General features: G+C 65.9%; 16 protein-coding genes. 13 read left to right on the forward strand and 3 right to left on the reverse strand.

The genetic code is table 11. From position 1 onward, the window contains the following. The first annotated feature begins 32 nt into the window (after positions 1-32). Both ACQR1I_RS25360 and ACQR1I_RS25365 read left to right on the forward strand, forming a co-directional pair. Positions 33-1,007 (forward strand): sugar ABC transporter substrate-binding protein, encoded by a 975-nt coding sequence (locus ACQR1I_RS25360; RefSeq protein WP_434869543.1) that lies wholly within the window; start codon positions 33-35, stop codon positions 1,005-1,007. A 67-nt stretch (positions 1,008-1,074) separates the two neighbouring features. Further along, a complete protein-coding gene (locus tag ACQR1I_RS25365; RefSeq protein WP_434869542.1) occupies positions 1,075-1,362 on the forward strand; it encodes a YciI family protein in 288 nt (95 codons plus the stop codon). A 256-nt stretch (positions 1,363-1,618) separates the two neighbouring features. Here the strand turns inward: ACQR1I_RS25365 and ACQR1I_RS25370 are convergent, their stop codons facing one another. From ACQR1I_RS25370 to ACQR1I_RS25380, 3 genes are all read right to left on the reverse strand, one after another. Then, complete coding sequence (locus ACQR1I_RS25370; RefSeq protein WP_434869541.1) at positions 1,619-2,515, reverse strand: NAD(P)-dependent oxidoreductase; 897 nt, start codon at positions 2,513-2,515, stop codon at positions 1,619-1,621. After that, positions 2,512-2,916: a carboxymuconolactone decarboxylase family protein gene (locus tag ACQR1I_RS25375; RefSeq protein ID WP_434869540.1), complete on the reverse strand. Its 405-nt coding sequence runs from the start codon at positions 2,914-2,916 to the stop codon at positions 2,512-2,514. The genes ACQR1I_RS25370 and ACQR1I_RS25375 overlap by 4 nt, the downstream gene beginning before the upstream one ends. Positions 2,917-3,042: 126 nt before the next feature. Further along, on the reverse strand, positions 3,043-4,503 hold the full coding sequence (locus ACQR1I_RS25380; protein WP_434869539.1) for an aldehyde dehydrogenase family protein: 1,461 nt from the start codon (positions 4,501-4,503) through the stop codon (positions 3,043-3,045). Positions 4,504-4,883: 380 nt separating this feature from the next. On the opposite strand from ACQR1I_RS25380, the gene ACQR1I_RS25385 reads away from it, so the two are divergent. The 11 genes from ACQR1I_RS25385 (at position 4,884) to ACQR1I_RS25435 (ending at position 16,974) form a co-directional block, all read left to right on the forward strand. Then, positions 4,884-5,552 (forward strand): Crp/Fnr family transcriptional regulator, encoded by a 669-nt coding sequence (locus ACQR1I_RS25385; protein ID WP_434869560.1) that lies wholly within the window; start codon positions 4,884-4,886, stop codon positions 5,550-5,552. Between the two features lie 89 nt (positions 5,553-5,641). Continuing rightward, positions 5,642-5,839 carry a YgaP family membrane protein gene (locus ACQR1I_RS25390; protein WP_434869538.1) on the forward strand — a complete coding sequence of 66 codons (198 nt, stop codon included), beginning with the start codon at positions 5,642-5,644 and terminating at the stop codon, positions 5,837-5,839. Between the two features lie 59 nt (positions 5,840-5,898). After that, positions 5,899-6,786: an MBL fold metallo-hydrolase gene (locus ACQR1I_RS25395; RefSeq protein ID WP_434869537.1), complete on the forward strand. Its 888-nt coding sequence runs from the start codon at positions 5,899-5,901 to the stop codon at positions 6,784-6,786. Positions 6,787-6,924: 138 nt separating this feature from the next. Continuing rightward, positions 6,925-8,595 carry a 2Fe-2S iron-sulfur cluster-binding protein gene (locus ACQR1I_RS25400; protein ID WP_434869536.1) on the forward strand — a complete coding sequence of 557 codons (1,671 nt, stop codon included), beginning with the start codon at positions 6,925-6,927 and terminating at the stop codon, positions 8,593-8,595. A 127-nt stretch (positions 8,596-8,722) separates the two neighbouring features. Next, positions 8,723-9,442 (forward strand): hypothetical protein, encoded by a 720-nt coding sequence (locus ACQR1I_RS25405; RefSeq protein WP_434869535.1) that lies wholly within the window; start codon positions 8,723-8,725, stop codon positions 9,440-9,442. Positions 9,443-10,221: 779 nt separating this feature from the next. Next, the gene (locus ACQR1I_RS25410) at positions 10,222-11,217 is read left to right on the forward strand and encodes an autoinducer 2 ABC transporter substrate-binding protein (RefSeq protein ID WP_434869534.1); all 996 of its coding nucleotides are present in this window, start codon (positions 10,222-10,224) and stop codon (positions 11,215-11,217) included. Positions 11,218-11,369: 152 nt separating this feature from the next. Continuing rightward, positions 11,370-12,854 (forward strand): sugar ABC transporter ATP-binding protein, encoded by a 1,485-nt coding sequence (locus tag ACQR1I_RS25415; RefSeq protein ID WP_434869533.1) that lies wholly within the window; start codon positions 11,370-11,372, stop codon positions 12,852-12,854. After that, the gene (locus ACQR1I_RS25420; protein ID WP_434869532.1) at positions 12,847-13,851 is read left to right on the forward strand and encodes an ABC transporter permease; all 1,005 of its coding nucleotides are present in this window, start codon (positions 12,847-12,849) and stop codon (positions 13,849-13,851) included. Before ACQR1I_RS25415 ends, ACQR1I_RS25420 begins: the two co-directional genes overlap by 8 nt. After that, a complete protein-coding gene (locus tag ACQR1I_RS25425; RefSeq protein ID WP_434869531.1) occupies positions 13,848-14,855 on the forward strand; it encodes an ABC transporter permease in 1,008 nt (335 codons plus the stop codon). Before ACQR1I_RS25420 ends, ACQR1I_RS25425 begins: the two co-directional genes overlap by 4 nt. Positions 14,856-14,863: 8 nt before the next feature. Continuing rightward, entirely contained in the window at positions 14,864-16,282 is a 1,419-nt protein-coding gene (locus tag ACQR1I_RS25430; RefSeq protein ID WP_434869530.1) for an FGGY-family carbohydrate kinase, read from the forward strand. Further along, a complete protein-coding gene (locus tag ACQR1I_RS25435) occupies positions 16,279-16,974 on the forward strand; it encodes a class II aldolase/adducin family protein (RefSeq protein ID WP_434869529.1) in 696 nt (231 codons plus the stop codon). The genes ACQR1I_RS25430 and ACQR1I_RS25435 overlap by 4 nt, the downstream gene beginning before the upstream one ends. The last annotated feature ends 27 nt before the right edge of the window (positions 16,975-17,001 follow it).

The raw sequence follows: 17,001 nt of genomic DNA on the forward strand, positions 1-17,001 counted from the left end.
AAGCAAACCAAAAAAACAGGGAGGGAAACAACATGAAATACCGGATATCGCGCGGCCTCGCGCTGTCACTGCTGTTCGCGGCGGCCACCACCCAGGCCCATGCCGACGGCGAGACCATCGCCGTCTTCACCAAGAACCAGACCAATCCGTTCTTCCAGACGGTGCGCGTCGGTGCTGACAACATGGCCAAGGTGCTCAACGCCAAGATCCTGCACTACATCCCGACCAAGCCGGACTCGATTCCCGAGCAGCTCAGCCAGATCGAGGACGTGGTGGTGAAGAAGCCGAGCGCGATCGTGTTCACGCCGGTCGACTACAAGGCGATGGTGCCGGGCGTCGAGAAGATGAACGACGCCAAGATTCCGGTCGTCAACATCACCGACCGCTCCGCCGGCGGCAAGTTCGTTTCCTTCGTCGGCGCCGACGATTACAGCCTCGGCTTGGAAACCGGACGCTTCCTGCTCAAGACGCTCGGCGGCAAGGGCAACATCGTCATCATCGAAGGCGTCAAGGGCTCGCTGACCAATGTCGACCGCGTCCGCGGTTTCAACGACGCGCTAAAGGAGAATCCCGGCGCCAAGCTGCTGGCGTCGCAGCCCGGCAACTACCAGCGCCTTCAGGCACTGCAGGTGATGGAAAACCTGATGCAGTCCAACCCGCAGATCGACGGCGTGCTCGCCGCCAACGATGCCATGGCGGTCGGCGCGATCGAGGCGCTGGACGGCGCCAACCGCAAGGCCCAGGTGATCGGCATCAACGGCACCAAGGAGGCGATCGACGCGATCAAGTCCGGCAAGCTGCTCGCCAGCGGCGACTACAACGGCTTCGCCCAGGGCTGCCTCGGTACCATGATGGCGGTCCGCACCTTGCGCGGCGAACCTGTCATCACCGAGATCGTGCTGAAGCCGACGGTCATCACCAAGGACAACTACCAGCCGTTCGACGTGCCGCTGGAACAGCGGACCTGTCCGAGCTTCGAGGATGCGAGCAAGCTCGCGGCGAAGTAGGATCAGCCTATCGTTGACATGCGGGACGGCGCGCAGCCGTCCCGCATCAGCTCTCGGAGTAGTCTTCATGCTGTTTGCGATTCACGCGCTCGACAAGCCCGGTGCGCTGCCGGTCCGGCTGGCCAACTACGACGCGCACAAGGCCTATCTCGGCGACACCGCACGCCTGCCCGTCACCATCGTCATGTCGGGCCCGCTGGTCTCCGACGACGGCGCGACGATGATCGGCAGCCTGTTCCTGGTCGAGGCCCCCGGCCGCGCCGAGGTCGAGGCCTTCAATCGCAACGACCCGTTCGCCGCCGCCGGCATCTGGGAGAAGGTGACGATCACGGGATTTCTGCGGCGGCAGGGGTAGTCCGGCGCTCAACCACACCCCCGCTGTCATCCCGGACAAGCGCGCGGCACGCGCGCGCAGATCCGGGATCCATAGCCACAGGGAGATCTGCGAGGCACGAAGGCCGCTCCAGTTCGACCAGCCACAAGCGCCACGGCGTATGGATCCCGGGTCGGCGGCCACCAACGCTGTCGCGTTGGCGGCCTTGCCCGGGATGACACTGTTTGTTTGGTCAGCGTGCGGGCCACCTGACCGGATTCTGCAAGCGGTCGACTAGTTACTCACCGCCCAGTTCGACGCCCGCCAGCGCCTCGCTCAGCTTCGCCAGCGCGGTGTGATCCTGTCCGGGACCGAGCAGGCCTTGCGCGCTCGCGCTCAATTCGCGGCACAGGTTCGAGAACGGCGCGGCGACGCCGCTGGCGCGGGCGACTTCGAGGGCGATCGACAGGTCCTTGACCATCAGGTCGAGGCCGAAGCCGCTGTTGAACTGCCGAGACAGCACGAACTGCCTGAACTTCTTCTGCGTCGAGTTGTTCATGCCGGTCGACGCATTCAGCACGTCGGTCATCAGGCCGGGATCGATGCCGAACTGCTGGCCGATCAGCAGTGCCTCGATGCCGATCAGGAAGCCGCCGGTGGAGACGAGATTGTTGAGCGCCTTCATCGCCTGCCCCGAGCCGAGGCCGCCGATGCGGTGGATGGTGGTGCCCATCGCACGCAGCAGCGGCTCGACGCGGTCGAGCGCCGCGGCATCGCCGCCGGCCATGATCGCGAGCTCGCCGGTTTTCGCGCGCGGCACGCCGCCGCTGACCGGCGCATCGAGCATGATCACGCCGAGCTGCGCGAGATCCCCCGCGATCGCCTGCGTCGCCGCTGGCGCGCCGGAGCTCATGTCGACGACGATGTGCCCCTGCTTCAAGCCGGGGCGCATCGCTGCGACGGCGTCGGCGACATGCTTGCTGGTCGGCAGCATGGTGATGACAACATCCGCCTGCGCCGCGGCCGCCGCGAGATCGGCCGCTTCGGTGGCGCCGACTTGGCGGACGAAATCCGCGGCGCGGCCGGCGACCGCGTCGTTGACGGCCACTGTATAGCCGGCACCGAGCAGCCGCGCGGACATCGGCCAGCCCATGTTGCCGATGCCCACGAACAGAACGGATTTCGGCGCGCTCATGCGCCGTCCTTCTTGGCGATGGCGCCTTCCGCCACCAACACCTCATGCGCGGCCTTGAAGGCTTCGAGGCCGGCGGGAATGCCGCAATACACGGTCGCATGCAGCAGGATCTCCTTGATCTCGTCGACCGTCACGCCATTGGTCAGCGCGCCCTTGACGTGCAGCTTCAATTCGCTCGGCTTGCTGAGCGCCGTCAACATCGCGAGATTGACGATGCTGCGCGTGCGGCGATCGAGACCCGGCCGGGTCCAGGCATAGCCCCAGCACATTTCGGTGGTGATGTGCTGGAACGCCATCATGAAGTCGTCGGCCTTCGCAAGGCTGCCGTCGACGTAACCAGCGCCGAGCACCTCGCGACGCACCTTCAGACCCTTCTCGAACAGTTCCTTCTCGTCGCTCATTCCGCTCGTCTCCGTTGCAACACCTGACGTCATTAGCGCTTCGCCGCCCGGACTGACAACAACGCCGCACGGCGTGCGGTCGTCGCGTCCGTGCGGCGGAATTGACCGGAGCCCAGGCTCGCTGATCTAGCCGTGCTTCACGATCAGGGTCTTCATCGCGCCGAACTCGTACAGTGCCTCAAACCCCTTCTCGCGGCCATGGCCGGACTTCTTCATGCCGCCGAACGGCAGCTCGATGCCGCCGCCGGCGCCGTAGCCGTTGACGAACATCTGGCCGACCTTGACCTTGCGCGCGACGCGCATCGCCCGCGAGCCGTCGCCCGACCACACGCCGGCCACCAGACCAAAATCGGTGCCGTTGGCGAGCCTGATCGCGTCGGCCTCGTCGTCGAACGGCATCGCCGCCAGCACCGGGCCGAACACCTCCTCGCGCGCCAGCTCGGAATTACGATCGACGTGCTGATACAGCGCAGGAGGAACGTAGAAGCCTTCGCTCGGCACGCCCTCGGCGATCCTGCCGGTCGCAACGCGCTTGGCACCACCGCTTTCGGCGCGCGCGAGCATGCCCTCGATGCGCTTCTTCTGGCCTGCGCTGATGACCGGGCCGAGATCGAGATCCATCTCCGGCGTGCCGGCGGTGATCTTCTCGAAGCGAAGCTTCAGCTCCGACAGGAAGCGGTCCCACATCGAGCGCTCGACCAGCACGCGCGAGCCGGCCGAGCAGGTCTGGCCGGCATTCTGCACGATCGCCGCGGCGACCGAGGTCAGCGCCGCATCGAGATCGGCGTCGGCAAACACGATCTGCGGCGACTTGCCGCCGAGCTCGAGCGTGCAGCCGATGTGATTTCTCGCCGCCGCCGTCTGCACCAGGGTGCCGACCTCGGGGCTGCCGGTGAAAGAGACGAAGTCGATGCCGTCATGCGCTGACAGCGCCGCGCCCGCCTCCTCGCCGAGACCAGGCACGACATTGATGGCACCGGGCGGGAAGCCGGCTTCCGCCGCGAGTTCGGCGAGCCGCAGTGGCACCAGGCAGGCCTCTTCGGCGGGCTTGATCACCGTTGCATTGCCCATCGCCAGCGCTGGGGCAACCGTACGGCCGAACATCTGGCCCGGATAGTTCCAGGGAATGATGTGGCCGGTGACGCCGAGCGGCTCGTAGACCGTGGTGACGAAGAAGCCGTCGAGGAACGGGATGGTGTCGCCATGCACCTTGTCGGCGGCGCCGCCGTAATACTCGAAATAGCGCGCGACCGCGACGACATCGGCCTTGGCCTGCTTCATCGGCTTGCCGGTGTCCGCGGCCTCGAGCTTGGCCAGCTCCTCGGCATTGTCCTCGACGAGGCGACCGAGCCGCGACAGCAGGCGACCGCGCTCCACGGCCGTGAGCCGGCCCCAGGGTCCGTCCAGCGCACGGCGCGCCGCGGCCACCGCGAGATCGATATCGGCCTTGTCGCCGGCCGCGATCGAGGCGATCACCTGCCCGGTGGCTGGCGCCAGCATCGCGATGGTGCGGCCCGATTGTGCGGGTTGCCACTTGTTATCGATGAAGACGCCCTTGGCGGCAGGCAGTTTGACATTGGCGTTCATGGCAGCGCTCCGGCTCGTCGCGACGATCCACTCTCCCCGGCTTTCTCAGCCGTTCGCTCGGGCGCAAAAAGAGGAGGCGAATGTCGTTGATGGGTACGGGCAATCCTAGCACGACCGGCAGATCCTGCGACCTCCGAGCACGATCACGTTGCGTCGGCCTGATCGTGGCCGGGCGGACAGATCACGGGCGGCCGGGATCGCTGCATCGCAACAGATCTATGCGGTCGCACGAGCTCGTCATGCATGTCCGGATCGAGCTGCCTGGACAATCCATCGTTGACGCAGCTCAAGTGACGATGATCCGGCTCGCGCTACCGGTGTCCAAGGGCCGGCGCTCAGCCGTCGCGGCGGCCGGGCCGCTGCCACAGTCGGATGTCGTGATGTCGTCGAAGCAGGATTGGACGCACGCTTTTCCGCCGTTGCGGCAGCTGCCGGCGGAGGTCTTCGCGCAGCTGCGCGAATCGAGCCTCATCGTCGAACTCCCCGAGGGCAGCCGCATCTTCGGTCCCGGCCAGGCGCCGGACTCCTTCCTGTTGCTGCTGGAGGGCACCATTCGCGTGCAGCAGACCTCGGAGTCCGGTCGCGAGATCGTGCTGTACCGCGTCCAGGCCGGCGAAAGCTGCGCGCTGACCACCGCATGCCTGATGGGATACGAGGAATACCAGGCCGAGGGCATCGCGGAGACGCAGATCCGCGCCGTGGCGATCCCCCGCACGCTGTTCGACCGGCTGATCGCGAGCTCGCGCGAATTCCGCCAGTTCGTCTTCACCGCGTTCAGCCGCCGCGTCACCAACCTGTTTCGCGTCATCGAGGAAGTCGCGTTCGAGCGCATCGACGTACGCCTGGCGCAAAAGCTGCTCGAGCTCGCCGGCGCGAAGCCGCAGGTGGTCGCGACGCACCAGGAGCTCGCCAACGAGCTCGGCAGCGCGCGCGAGGTCATCAGCCGGCAGCTCAACGAGTTCGCTAGGCGCGGCTGGCTGCGGGTGACGCGCGGCGCCGTGGAGATTGCCGACAGATCGGCGCTGACCCGGCTGGCGCAGCACGGTTGAGAGCTGTCGTTCTCGGTGACTTAGTTACATACCTCGGCCGGGTCCCGCTTTATCACTCGCATCGTTGCAAAGCCAAAGGGGAGCGCGACATGACACGGAACGTTGGCAATATCGACCGGTTGCTCAGGATCATCGTCGGGCTGGCGGTGCTCAGCCTGGTTTTTGTCGGCCCGCAGACGCTGTGGGGATTGCTGGGCCTGATCCCACTCGGCACGGCACTGACCGGCTGGTGCCCGCCTTACGCGATGCTCGGCATCAACACCTGCGGAACCAAGCAGGCACCCTAGACCGGCAGAAACACGAACAGCGCGTGGGCGGCGGTGCCGCCCTGGAACGGAGCAGAGCCATGTCCTATCCAATCGATCTGCGCGTGCAGCCCAAGGTGGCCGGTTTCTTCGATCCGGACACCAGCACGATCAGCTATGTGGTGAAGGACCCGTCGTCGTCGTCCTGCGCGATCGTCGACCCCGTGCTCGACATCGACTACGCGGCGGGGCGCCTCAGCACCCGCTCCGCCGACACGCTGATCGATTATGTCCGGATCAACGGCCTGCGTCCGGAATGGCTGATCGAGACGCACGCCCATGCCGATCATCTCTCCGCCGCGCCCTACATTCAGGACAGGCTCGGCGGCAGGATCGGCATCGGCGAGCATATCCTGACCGTGCAGGAAACCTTCGGCAAGGTGTTCAACGAGGGCACGGAGTTTCGCCGCGACGGCAGCCAGTTCGACCGGCTGTTCAAGGATGGCGACACCTACCAGGTCGGAGAGATGACCGCGTTCGTGATGCACACGCCCGGCCATACGCCGGCCTGCGCGACGCATGTGATGGGCGATGCGGCCTTTGTCGGCGACACCCTGTTCATGCCCGACGGCGGCACGGCGCGGGCCGACTTTCCCGGCGGCGATGCGCGCACGCTGTTTCTCTCGATCCGCAGGATCCTGGAAACGCTGCCGCAGGAGACCCGGCTGTTCATGTGCCACGACTACGGCCCGAACGGCCGTGACGTACGCTGGGAGACGACCGTCGGCGAGGAGCGGCTGCACAACATTCATGCGCGAGACGGCATGTCGGAGGACGAATTCGTCGCGCTCCGCGAGGCCCGCGACAAGACGCTGGGCATGCCGCGCCTGATCATTCCCTCGCTGCAGGTCAATATCCGCGCCGGACATCTGCCGCCCGCGGATGCCAGCGGCAAGACCTTTCTGAAAGTGCCGATCAACGTGCTCTGAGCATCGGGATCCTCCGCACGCGCCCAGCGCGATCGCATGGCTTGACCCGCTCGCGTCGAGCTAGGCATTATGGCCATCCAACACGAGATGGACCCCGTACAGATTTCTGGCCAAGCTCACGAGACATCGGCTGACAGGATGACTGAGCACCGCCAGAGAATCGCGCGTGTCACGCGCCTGTGGGCTCTCGGCTCGGGCCTCGTCATATTTGCGTTCGCGGCGCTCGAGCTGGTCACCGATGCCGTCGGATTGGTCTCGCTCGAGACCATGGGCCGCATCGCCGACTGGCGCGACGCGCTGCTGCAGTCCGGCCCGTGCCTGACGATTCTCACCCTCGCGCTGGCGAGCCACATCGGCGCGACGTTGTGGCTCACGGCCAGCCGCGGGACGTTGCGGATGTCGTGGCAGGATGCGATGGAAATCATCAGCGGCATCCTGGTTCCGCTGCTGCTCCTGCCGGCCATGGTCGATACCGCCGGTGCTGCGATTCTGTTCGGTGTCACCGACGACACGCTGTACCGGCTGGCCAAGCTCTGGCCCGAGCGCGCGTATCTCTACGTCGCGCTGATCGCGCTGTTGTGGGCCCATGGCTGCCTCGGACTGCACCAATCGCTGCGGCCGCGCCCCGGCTACGCCCGCGTCGCGCCGCTGCTCGGGGTGATCGCGCTCGCCTTGCCGATCGCGGCCGTCGCGGGACTGATCGCCTCGGCGCGCGTCGCCGGTGTGCTCGTGGCCGACGGGCAGGTCGCGGCGCAGATCCGCAGCATGGGTCATTGGCCCTCCCCTGAAGCCGAGGCGACGCTCGGGCGCATCCGGCTGCTGGCGCTGTCGGTGTATGGCGTGGTGTTGCTCGCAGCCGCCATCGCGCTGGTGACACGGCTGCTTCGCATCGTCGTGGCGCCCAAGATCGACGTCACCTATGTCAACGGGCCGACGCTCAAGACGGCGATCGGGCCGACGCTGCTCGAAATCAGCCGCAGCCATGACGTCGCGCATGGCGACGGCTGCGGCGGGCGCGGACGTTGCACCGCCTGCAGCGTGCGGATCGAGCAGGGTATCGACTCATTGCCGCCCGCAAGTGCCGCGGAGCGGGCGCTGCTGGGCGATGCCGACAGCCAGGTTCGCCTGGCCTGCCAGATCTGGCCGACCGCATCACTCACCGTGACGCGCCTGGCCGCGGCTCACAGCGATCCGGCATCCGCCGAACCGGATATCGACGCTTCAGGCATCGAGCGCCAGGTGGTGGCGCTATGCATCCAGCTGCGCGATCACGCCGCGGTGGTTCGGAGCCGCGCGGCCTATGACGCGATCTTTCTGCTCAACGCCTTTCTCGATGCGGCGCATGAGGCCGTCACAGCCCATCGCGGCTGGATCGCCCACACCAGCACCGGCGGACTGATCGCGGTGTTCGGCCGCGAGGACGAGCTCGATGCAGCCTGCCGCGCCGCCGTCGCCGCGAGCGGGGCGATGGACGTGGCGCTGGACCGCTTGAACGAGCGGTTTGCCGCGGAGCTCGGTCGGCCGATCGAAGCTGCGATGGGCCTGGTCAGCGGACCGGCTTACATCGGCCGGATCGGCGCCGGCCCGGCCAAGACGCTGAGCGCGATCGGTGTCGCCATAGATCTGGCCGCCGTTCTGGCCGCGCAGGCCCAGCGCCGCGGCAAGCAGGTGCTGGCCGATCCGGCGGTCTTCCGTCACGCCGGCATCGACGCATCGGCGTGCGACGTGCTCGCACTGGGCGACGGGGCTGGCGCGCACGACGTGTTCGCCCTCGCCAAGGCGAGGGTGATCCCGCTGGAGGCGACCTGAGCCGAACGGGGCTTCGGGACGCGTATTCCGCAAAGGTCGATTCTCCCGTTCGCATGCGCCGTGATCGACGTCACAGTCGCCGACTGCGCAATCGGCGATCCTCCCGCCAGCAATTCGGGAGATGCACATGACCAAGATCTTGATGCTGAGCAGTGTCGCCGCGATTTCAGCTATCGTCGCGATGCCCTGGGGCGCGCAGCCGGCACGTTCGTCGCAGGATTGGCTGGCCAAGGCCCAGTCCGAATTCGCCACCAAGGCGCGGGATGCCGTAATCCAGCGCAAGATCGGCGCGGACGCCGGCACTGCTGTTCCGAACACAATCCAGGCGCCAAGCACCGTGGAAGCGGCCGACCAGCCCGCCGCGATCCGCTCGCAGCCAGCTGCAATGCCCGCTGTAGTCGCCGTGCAGGACGTTCCTGCGACGCCCGAGCGCGACTCCAGCACTGCCATGGTCCTGGCGTCAGCACCGACCCAGACGATGATCACGCCGCCGGCCAAGCCCGCGCTCGACGAGCCCATCCCTCCGCCGGCCGTCGTTCCCGTCGCCGCCCCGGCGCGCGAGGACTCCAAGCCGGCCGATGTTCTCTCCCAGCAGCCGGTCGACGCGACACCCGCGCAGCCAGCGCCGGCTGTTAGCACTGCCGCGCCGACAACGGCGCCAGCCAAGGTCGCCGAGCCTGCCGCTCGCAACGAGACGACGCAGAAGCCGCGACGCGCCAGCAAGGCGGTCGCGTCGGCGCAGTCCAGCCGCAGGTCGGGATCATCCAACGCGCTGGAAGAACGTGGCCTGCAGGCATTGCGGCAGCATGCGCCTGATATCGCCGCTATGGTCGCGCGCTACATGTAGGCGGAGACCACAATCGGCGGCGTGACCAACACGCCGCCCCGGCCTTCGCATGGCGCAACCGGAGCATTCACATGCGCGGACCGCGTGAACGAAATGACGGTCCGCCGGCTCGACCGAGCTCGCTCATCTGCTCGCGCGCGCCGATGTCGTTGCAAGCTTGACCATGTCGACCCGGCTGTCTTCGTCCGCGAAGGACGAGGATCCAGTACGCCGTGACACCTCGGTTCGATATCTTCTGCTGCGGCGTACTGGATGTTCCGCCTGCGCGGAGCATGACAGCAGTGGGGACGGCAAAAGCTCAACCCGGAAACAATCACCGGTTCTAAGGAAACGCTCTTCCAGCTCGGGCATCGGACACGAAGCCCTGACTCTTCGACATGCAGATCGATGACCGGCGCAAGCGGTCAACCTCAACGTCAATGGCATGCTCTTCATCGACGCGTTCGGATGGCCAGTGTTGAACAGCATGTTGTCCTTCACGTCTCCGGTACTGCGCCCCGGCGCCGGTCTGAGGCGCGCACAACATGCACTCCATCCTCTCGTGCGCGGCGGTGCAAGCTGAAGCCATCTTTGCTGCAGCGCAGATGTCGGCGCTGGCGTGCTGCGCGGTCGCGTTCGCTTGACACGAGAGGTGCAGCCTCTAGTCTTCATGGCGCGGCTTACATGGCCCGACCGGAGGTCTCATCCGGCGTTCTCATGGGATCCGACGAAAAAGCTCCGCTCCGGCCAAAGCCGAGAACGTGCGAGCAGTGTCATAAAGATGTTCCTGGGAGGGAATAATGAATAGACGCGAGACGCTCAAGCTGATGGGCGGAGCCATGTCCCTGGCCGGCCTGCCGAGTCTGGCCTGGGCTGATACTCCGAAGGAAATGGTCACCGTCGTCAAGATCGCAGGAATTCCGTGGTTCAACGCGCTGGAAAAGGGAATCCAGAAGGGCGCCAAGGATTTCAGCATCAACGCCAGCATGGTGGGCCCGGCGAACGTAGACCCGGCGCAGCAGGTCAAGCTGCTGGAAGACCTGATTGCCAAGAAGGTCGCCGTGATCGGCCTCGTGCCGCTCGACGTCAAGGTGTGCGAGCCGGTTCTGAAGCGCGCGCAGGCCGCCGGAATCAAGGTCATTACCCACGAAGGTCCGGAGCAGGAAGGGCGCGACTGGAACGTCGAACTGATCGATTCCGTCCGCTTCGGCGAAGTGCAGATGGAGCGGCTCGCCAAGGACATGGGCGGCAAGGGCGAATACGTTGTCTATGTCGGCACGCTGACGACGCCGCTGCATAACAAGTGGGCCGATGCCGCCATCGCCTACCAGAAGAAGAACTTCCCCGACATGAAGCTCGTCGCCGACCGGTTTCCCGGCGCCGACGAGATCGACACCAGCCAGCGGACGACGCAGGACGTCATCAAGGCCTATCCGAACCTCGCCGGCATTCTCGGCTTCGGCTCGAACGGACCGATCGGCGCCGGCAACGCGGTCCGCCAGCAGCGTCTGCAGAAGAAGATCGCCATTGTCGGCACCGTGCTGCCGAGCCAGGCCAAGGCGCTGATCAACGACGACATCATCCGCGAGGGCTTCCTCTGGAATCCCACGGATGCAGGCTACGCGATGGTGTCCGTGGCTTCGCTCGTGCTCAGCGGCAAGCCGATCACCGATGGCATCGAGGTGCCCGGCCTGGGCAAGGCGGCGGTGGACGTGGCCGGAAAGCAGATCAAGGTCGACAAGATCATGCGGATCAACAAGGAAACCGTCGACGGCCTGATCGCCGGCGGCCTCTGATCCATCACATCGCGCTCCGGGCACTGTGCCCGGGGCGCGACGTTGCCGATCCCGCGCGTGCTGCCGTCTCCCTGCAGCGCGCATCATTCTGGCCGCTCCACATTCTTGCCGCTCCTGTTGCCGGCATCTTTCTTCAGTTCGAGATCAAGACCTTGGCGCCATTCCTGGACATGTCCGGCATTTCAAAGCGCTTCGGCGGCGTCCATGCCCTTCGCAATGTGGACCTGACGTTGGAAGCCGGCGAAGTGCATTGCCTGGTTGGCGAAAACGGCTCCGGCAAGTCGACGCTGATCAAGATCATTTCCGGCGTGCAGGCCCCGGAGCCCGGCGGGCGGATCACGATCGCGGGCCAGGACTACCCGCATCTCAATCCGGTCCGCTCGACCCATTGCGGCATCCAGGTGATCTACCAGGACCTGTCGCTGTTTCCCAACCTCACCGTGGCGGAGAACATTGCGATCGGCCAGCATCTCGGCGGCCTGCGCAAGGTCGACTGGGCGGCGATGCGCACCATTGCGCTGAACGCGATGGCCAAGGTCGGCGCCGAGTTCGATCCGGACACCAAGGTCGCCGAGCTGCCGATCGCCGGACGTCAGCTGGTTGCGATCTGCCGCGCCCTGGCGGCGGATGCCAAGCTCATCATCATGGACGAGCCGACGGCGTCGCTGACCCGGCACGAGGTCGATGCGCTGATCGCCCTGGTCAGCGAACTGAAGCGCGCCGGCATGTGCATCGTTTTCGTCAGCCACCGCCTGGACGAGGTGCTCGAGATCGCCGAGCGCGTCACCGTCCTGCGCGACGGCGTCAAGGTCGGCACCTTCGCCGCCGATACCATCGACAGCCGCAAGCTCAGCCATCTGATGACCGGCCACGCCTTCGACTACGACATTCATCCCTACAATCTCTCGGCGGCGCCGGTGGTGCTCGAGCTGCAGGGGCTCAGTCGCGACGGCGACTACGAGGATGTCGATCTCACACTAAGGTCCGGAGAGATCCTCGGCCTCACCGGTCTGCTCGGCTCCGGCCGGACCGAGCTGGCGCTGTCACTGTTCGGCATGAACCCGCCCGATCGCGGCGCCATCCTGCTCGACGGCAAGCCGGTCACGCTCGCCTCCAATGCGGACGCGATCCGCAAAGGCATCGCCTATGTCCCGGAGGACAGGCTCACCCTCGGCCTCGTCCTCGACCAGTCCATCACCTCGAACCTCACGCTCACCGTTCTCGAGCGTCTGGCCGGCCCCCTCGGGCTGATCAGCGCCGGGACGCGGAAGGACCACGTCGCACAATGGGTGTCCAAGCTCGGGATCAAGGTGTCCGATCCGGAGAACCCGGTGAAGACGCTGTCGGGCGGCAACCAGCAGCGGGTCGTGCTGGCGAAGTGGATGGCGACCAACCCGCGTGTCCTGATCCTCGACAGCCCGACGGTGGGAGTCGACATCTCCGCCAAGGACGGCATCTATGACGTCATTCGCCGCCTCGCGGACGCCGGCGTCGCGGTCTTACTGATATCCGATGAGATTCCCGAGGTGCTCTATCACAGCCATCGCGTGCTGGTGATGCGGCACGGACGGTTGACCGTGGATGTCCTGTGCTCGCAAACCTCCGAGCCGGCATTGCGACAGGCGGTCAATGCCTGACAGTCTCAAAGCCGCATTGGCACGATTCCGGCGCAGCCACGAATTCTGGCTGCTTGCGGTCATCCTGGTGCTCTGCGCCGGGCTCGGCATCGCCAACGCGCAGTTTCTGACCATGCAGAATCTGTTCGATCTGCTGACCTCCTATGCCTTCGTCGGCATCCTGGCGCTCGGGCTCCTGGTCGTGCTGATCGCCGGCGGGATCGACATCTCATTCACCGCGACCGCATCGGTGGCCCAATATGTCGCGCTGGCATTGGCCAATGCCTATGGCGCGAACTGGTTCACCGTGTTCGCGATCGCGTGCGGCGTCGGCCTCGCGCTCGGCGCCATCAATGCGCTGTTCATCCAGACGCTGCGCATCCCCTCGATCATCGTCTCCGTCGCTACGCTCAACATCTTCTACGGCCTTCTGATCTTCGTCACCGGCGGCAAATACATCTATTCGCTGCCCGACTGGTTCGCGACCGGCATCTTCTGGTTCGAGTTCGACTGGGGCCCGACCAGCTCCTACGGCGTCAACCTGCAGATCCTGGTGCTTGGCGTTGCCTTTCTCGTCACCTGGCTGCTGCTCAACCGCACCAATATCGGCCGTCAGGTCTACGCGATGGGCGGCAATCCGGACGCCGCGCAGCGGCTCGGCTTTCACACCTTCAGGCTCAATGTGCTGGTCTATTGCTATATGGGCGTGATGGCGGGCGCCGCCTCGCTGGTGCAGGCGCAGCTCGCCCAATCGGTGGCGCCCACCGTGCTGGTCGGCAAGGAGCTCGACGTGGTGGCCGCCGTGGTGCTCGGCGGCGCCAGCCTCACGGGAGGCGTCGGAACGGTGTTCGGCACGTTCCTCGGCCTGACCTTGCTCGCCGTGTTGCAGAACGGGCTGATCCTGCTCGGCGTGTCGTCCTACTGGTCACAGCTGTTCGTCGGGCTCGTGATCCTGATCTCGGTGTCGGTGACGGCGTGGTCGCAGCGCGAACGGCGTGCAAGACGAGTGCGGGCATGACGCAGAAAACCTCGCACTCGCTGCTCAAGCGCGTCGGCCGCTTCGTCGGCGGCGGCACGATCGGGACGCTGATCCTGCTGCTGGTGTCGCTATGGGTCGTGTTCGCACTCGTGATCGGCGACCGCTTCTTCTCGGCGAGCACGCTGCAGTCGATGGCCTTTCAGATGCCGGAGCTGGGCATCCTGTCGCTGGCGATGATGCTCGCTCTGCTGTCAGGGGGACTCAATCTCTCGATCATCGCCACGGCCAATCTCACCGGCCTGACCATCGCATTCGTGCTGACCCGCACGGTGCCGGGCAGCGAAGGCATCGCCTGGGTGGGATGGCAATTGCTGGCGATCGCCGCCGGCTTCGCCGTCGCCGGGCTGATCGGGCTGATCAACGGCTACGTGATCGCCTATCTCGGCGTGTCGCCGATCCTCGCGACGCTCGGCACCATGACGCTGTGCAAGGGCATTGCCATCGGGCTGACCCGCGGCAACGTGATATCAGGCTTTCCCGATCCGATCATCTTCATCGGCAACGGCACCATCTTCGGTGTGCCGTTCGCGCTTGTCGTCTTCGCGCTCTGCGCTGTCCCGGTGGCGATCCTGCTCAACGCCACGCCGTTCGGCGCCCAGGTCTATCTGATCGGGTCGAACGAAAAGGCGACACGCTATTCCGGCGTCGATACCCGCGCCGTGCTGTTGCGGCTCTACGTGTATTCGAGCCTGCTTGCCGGCGTCGCCGCGGTCGTGATGATGGCGCGGTTCAATTCCGCCAACGCCGCCTATGGCGAGAGCTACCTCCTGGTCACGATCCTGGCGGCGGTGCTGGGCGGGGTCGATCCGTTCGGAGGATTCGGCAAGGTTGGCGGCCTGATCCTGGCGCTGGCGATCCTGCAGATGATCTCGTCGGCCTTCAATCTGCTCAATCTCAGCCAGTTCCTCACGCTCGCGATCTGGGGCGGCACTCTGATCGCGGTGGCCGCCGTGCCGCATCTGCGCGCTTTGCTGCGAAGGTGAGGCCCGCGATGCACGGCGCGGCAGCACCTTCCAGGATCGCCGTCCTCGACATCGGCAAGAGCAACCTCAAACTCCTGGTCGCGAGCGATGACGGTTGGCCGATCGAGACGCTGTCGATTCCCAATGCCGCGACGACCTCCGACCGCTATCTCGCCTACGATCTGGCGGCGCTGGAAAACTGGTTCCTCGACGCCTTGACCGAGGTCGCGCGGCGGCACGCCATCCGGGCCGTGGTCGCGACAGCGCATGGCTGCTCCGCGGTGCTCACCGACGGCCAATCGCCGGTGCTGCCGATGATGGACTACGAAGCGGTTTCGCCGCCCGAAATCGATCGGGCGTATGAAGAGATCGCGCCGCCCTACGGCGAGGTGTTCTGCTCCAATGGTTCAGGAGCGATGCGGCTGGCCAAGCAACTGCTCTGGCAACAGACCGCGTTCCCGACCGAGTTTGCCCGCGCCACCTTGTATCTCACCACGGCGCAATACATTGCCATGCGGCTCGGCGGCCGCGCCACGAGTGAAATCTCGCAGCTGGCTGCGCAGGGCCATATCTGGGATGCGATCCGGCAGCGACCGTCCTCGATCATGCGCGCGCGAGGCTGGGACAGGCTGTTGCCGCCGCGCGAGACGGCGGGGGCCGTGCTCGGGACGGTGTCCGAAGCAGTGATCCGCCGCACCGGCCTGTCGCCGTCGACCGAGATCCTGTGCGGGGCGCACGATTCCAACGCCAATCTGTTCCGCTACAACGCCGCCGGCCTGCGCCAGGCCTCGGTGCTGTCGACCGGGACCTGGATGATCTGCTTCAACCGCGGCCTCGATCCGGCCCAGCTCGATCCCGATCGGGCCATGGTGCTCAACGTCAATGTCGATGGCGAGAATGTGCCGTCGACGCTGACGATGACGGGACGGGAGTATGATCTGATCCGGCGCGACCACTTGGCCGACGACGCAGCGGTGCTGGCCGCGATCCCCAAGCTTTGCGCACAGCGGACGCTGGCGCTGCCCTCCTTCGTCGGCGACGACGGACTGTTTCCCGGAGCCGGCAGGCGCGGCCGGATCACGGGCCCGTCGCCGCTCGCGCCGTCGGAATGGCAGGCGCTGGCGGCTCTCTACGCCGCGTTCACCGCCAGCAAATGCCTCGATGCGCTGGCGAGCAGCGGGCACATCATCATCGACGGCGGTTTTGCTGCCAACGCGCCATTCGCGCGGGCCCTGGCGACGCTGCGGCCGGGTCAGCGCGTGTCGCGGAGCCAGTCGCGCGATGGCACCGCGCTCGGCGCCGCGCTGCTCTGGAAGCGTTCGTCCCGTACCGCACCGGTCTCGAGCGTTCTGCTCGATGAGGCCACCCCGCTCGACGACGTCGCCGAACGCAGGCAAGTTCTCGAGGCCTACCAATCCTGGCTCGTCCAATCGGAGCAATCAGCATGACCAGAGACCAGCACACGATCCTTCGCCAGGGCATTGTCGAAACCTGCCGGGAAATGAATCGCAACGGACTCAACCAGGGCACCTCCGGCAATCTCTCGCACCGGATCCCCGGCGGCATGCTCATTACGCCGACCTCGCTGCCCTATGAGCAGATGACCACAGACGATATCGTCGCGATGGATTTTTCCGCGGAGTACGAGGGCAATCATCGGCCGTCATCGGAGTGGCGCTTCCATCGCGACATCCTCAAGGCGCGGGACGACGTCAATGTCGTGCTGCATACGCACTCCACCTTCTCCACCATTCTGGCGGTGCACGAGCGCGCCATTCCGTGCTTCCACTACATGGTCGCGGTCGCCGGCGGCAACGACATCCGCTGCGCGCCCTATGCCTGCTTCGGCACCCAGGCCTTGTCGGACCACGCGCTCGCCGCGCTAGACGGACGCAAGGCCTGCCTGCTCGGCCATCATGGACTGATCGTCACGGGGCCGACCTTCGAAAAGGCGCTCTGGCTCGCCGTCGAGGTGGAGACGTTGGCGAAGATGTACGTCCATGCGCTGGCGATCGGCGAGCCGCCGCGCCTGACGGAGGCCGACATGGCACAGGTCCACGAGCAGATCCGTCGCATGGGCTACGGACAAGCCCCGGATCTGGATGACGTTGGAGATCTGCCGCGGCTGAAGTCGGTCTGAGACACGAAGAGCGCAGTCTCATTTTCT

This window comes from Bradyrhizobium sp. HKCCYLS2038, from assembly GCF_051167655.1.
Taxonomy (GTDB): domain Bacteria; phylum Pseudomonadota; class Alphaproteobacteria; order Rhizobiales; family Xanthobacteraceae; genus Bradyrhizobium.

Coding starts and splice junctions, on each gene's coding strand:
- ACQR1I_RS25395 (WP_434869537.1), top strand. CDS start 5,899: ATGTCCTATCCAATCGATCTGCGCGTGCAGCCCAAGGTGGCCGGTTTC.
- ACQR1I_RS25430 (WP_434869530.1), top strand. CDS start 14,864: ATGCACGGCGCGGCAGCACCTTCCAGGATCGCCGTCCTCGACATCGGC.
- ACQR1I_RS25425 (WP_434869531.1), top strand. CDS start 13,848: ATGACGCAGAAAACCTCGCACTCGCTGCTCAAGCGCGTCGGCCGCTTC.
- ACQR1I_RS25405 (WP_434869535.1), top strand. CDS start 8,723: ATGACCAAGATCTTGATGCTGAGCAGTGTCGCCGCGATTTCAGCTATC.
- ACQR1I_RS25375 (WP_434869540.1), bottom strand. CDS start 2,916: ATGAGCGACGAGAAGGAACTGTTCGAGAAGGGTCTGAAGGTGCGTCGC.
- ACQR1I_RS25380 (WP_434869539.1), bottom strand. CDS start 4,503: ATGAACGCCAATGTCAAACTGCCTGCCGCCAAGGGCGTCTTCATCGAT.
- ACQR1I_RS25435 (WP_434869529.1), top strand. CDS start 16,279: ATGACCAGAGACCAGCACACGATCCTTCGCCAGGGCATTGTCGAAACC.
- ACQR1I_RS25420 (WP_434869532.1), top strand. CDS start 12,847: ATGCCTGACAGTCTCAAAGCCGCATTGGCACGATTCCGGCGCAGCCAC.
- ACQR1I_RS25370 (WP_434869541.1), bottom strand. CDS start 2,515: ATGAGCGCGCCGAAATCCGTTCTGTTCGTGGGCATCGGCAACATGGGC.
- ACQR1I_RS25410 (WP_434869534.1), top strand. CDS start 10,222: ATGAATAGACGCGAGACGCTCAAGCTGATGGGCGGAGCCATGTCCCTG.
- ACQR1I_RS25400 (WP_434869536.1), top strand. CDS start 6,925: ATGACTGAGCACCGCCAGAGAATCGCGCGTGTCACGCGCCTGTGGGCT.
- ACQR1I_RS25365 (WP_434869542.1), top strand. CDS start 1,075: ATGCTGTTTGCGATTCACGCGCTCGACAAGCCCGGTGCGCTGCCGGTC.
- ACQR1I_RS25385 (WP_434869560.1), top strand. CDS start 4,884: ATGTCGTCGAAGCAGGATTGGACGCACGCTTTTCCGCCGTTGCGGCAG.
- ACQR1I_RS25390 (WP_434869538.1), top strand. CDS start 5,642: ATGACACGGAACGTTGGCAATATCGACCGGTTGCTCAGGATCATCGTC.
- ACQR1I_RS25360 (WP_434869543.1), top strand. CDS start 33: ATGAAATACCGGATATCGCGCGGCCTCGCGCTGTCACTGCTGTTCGCG.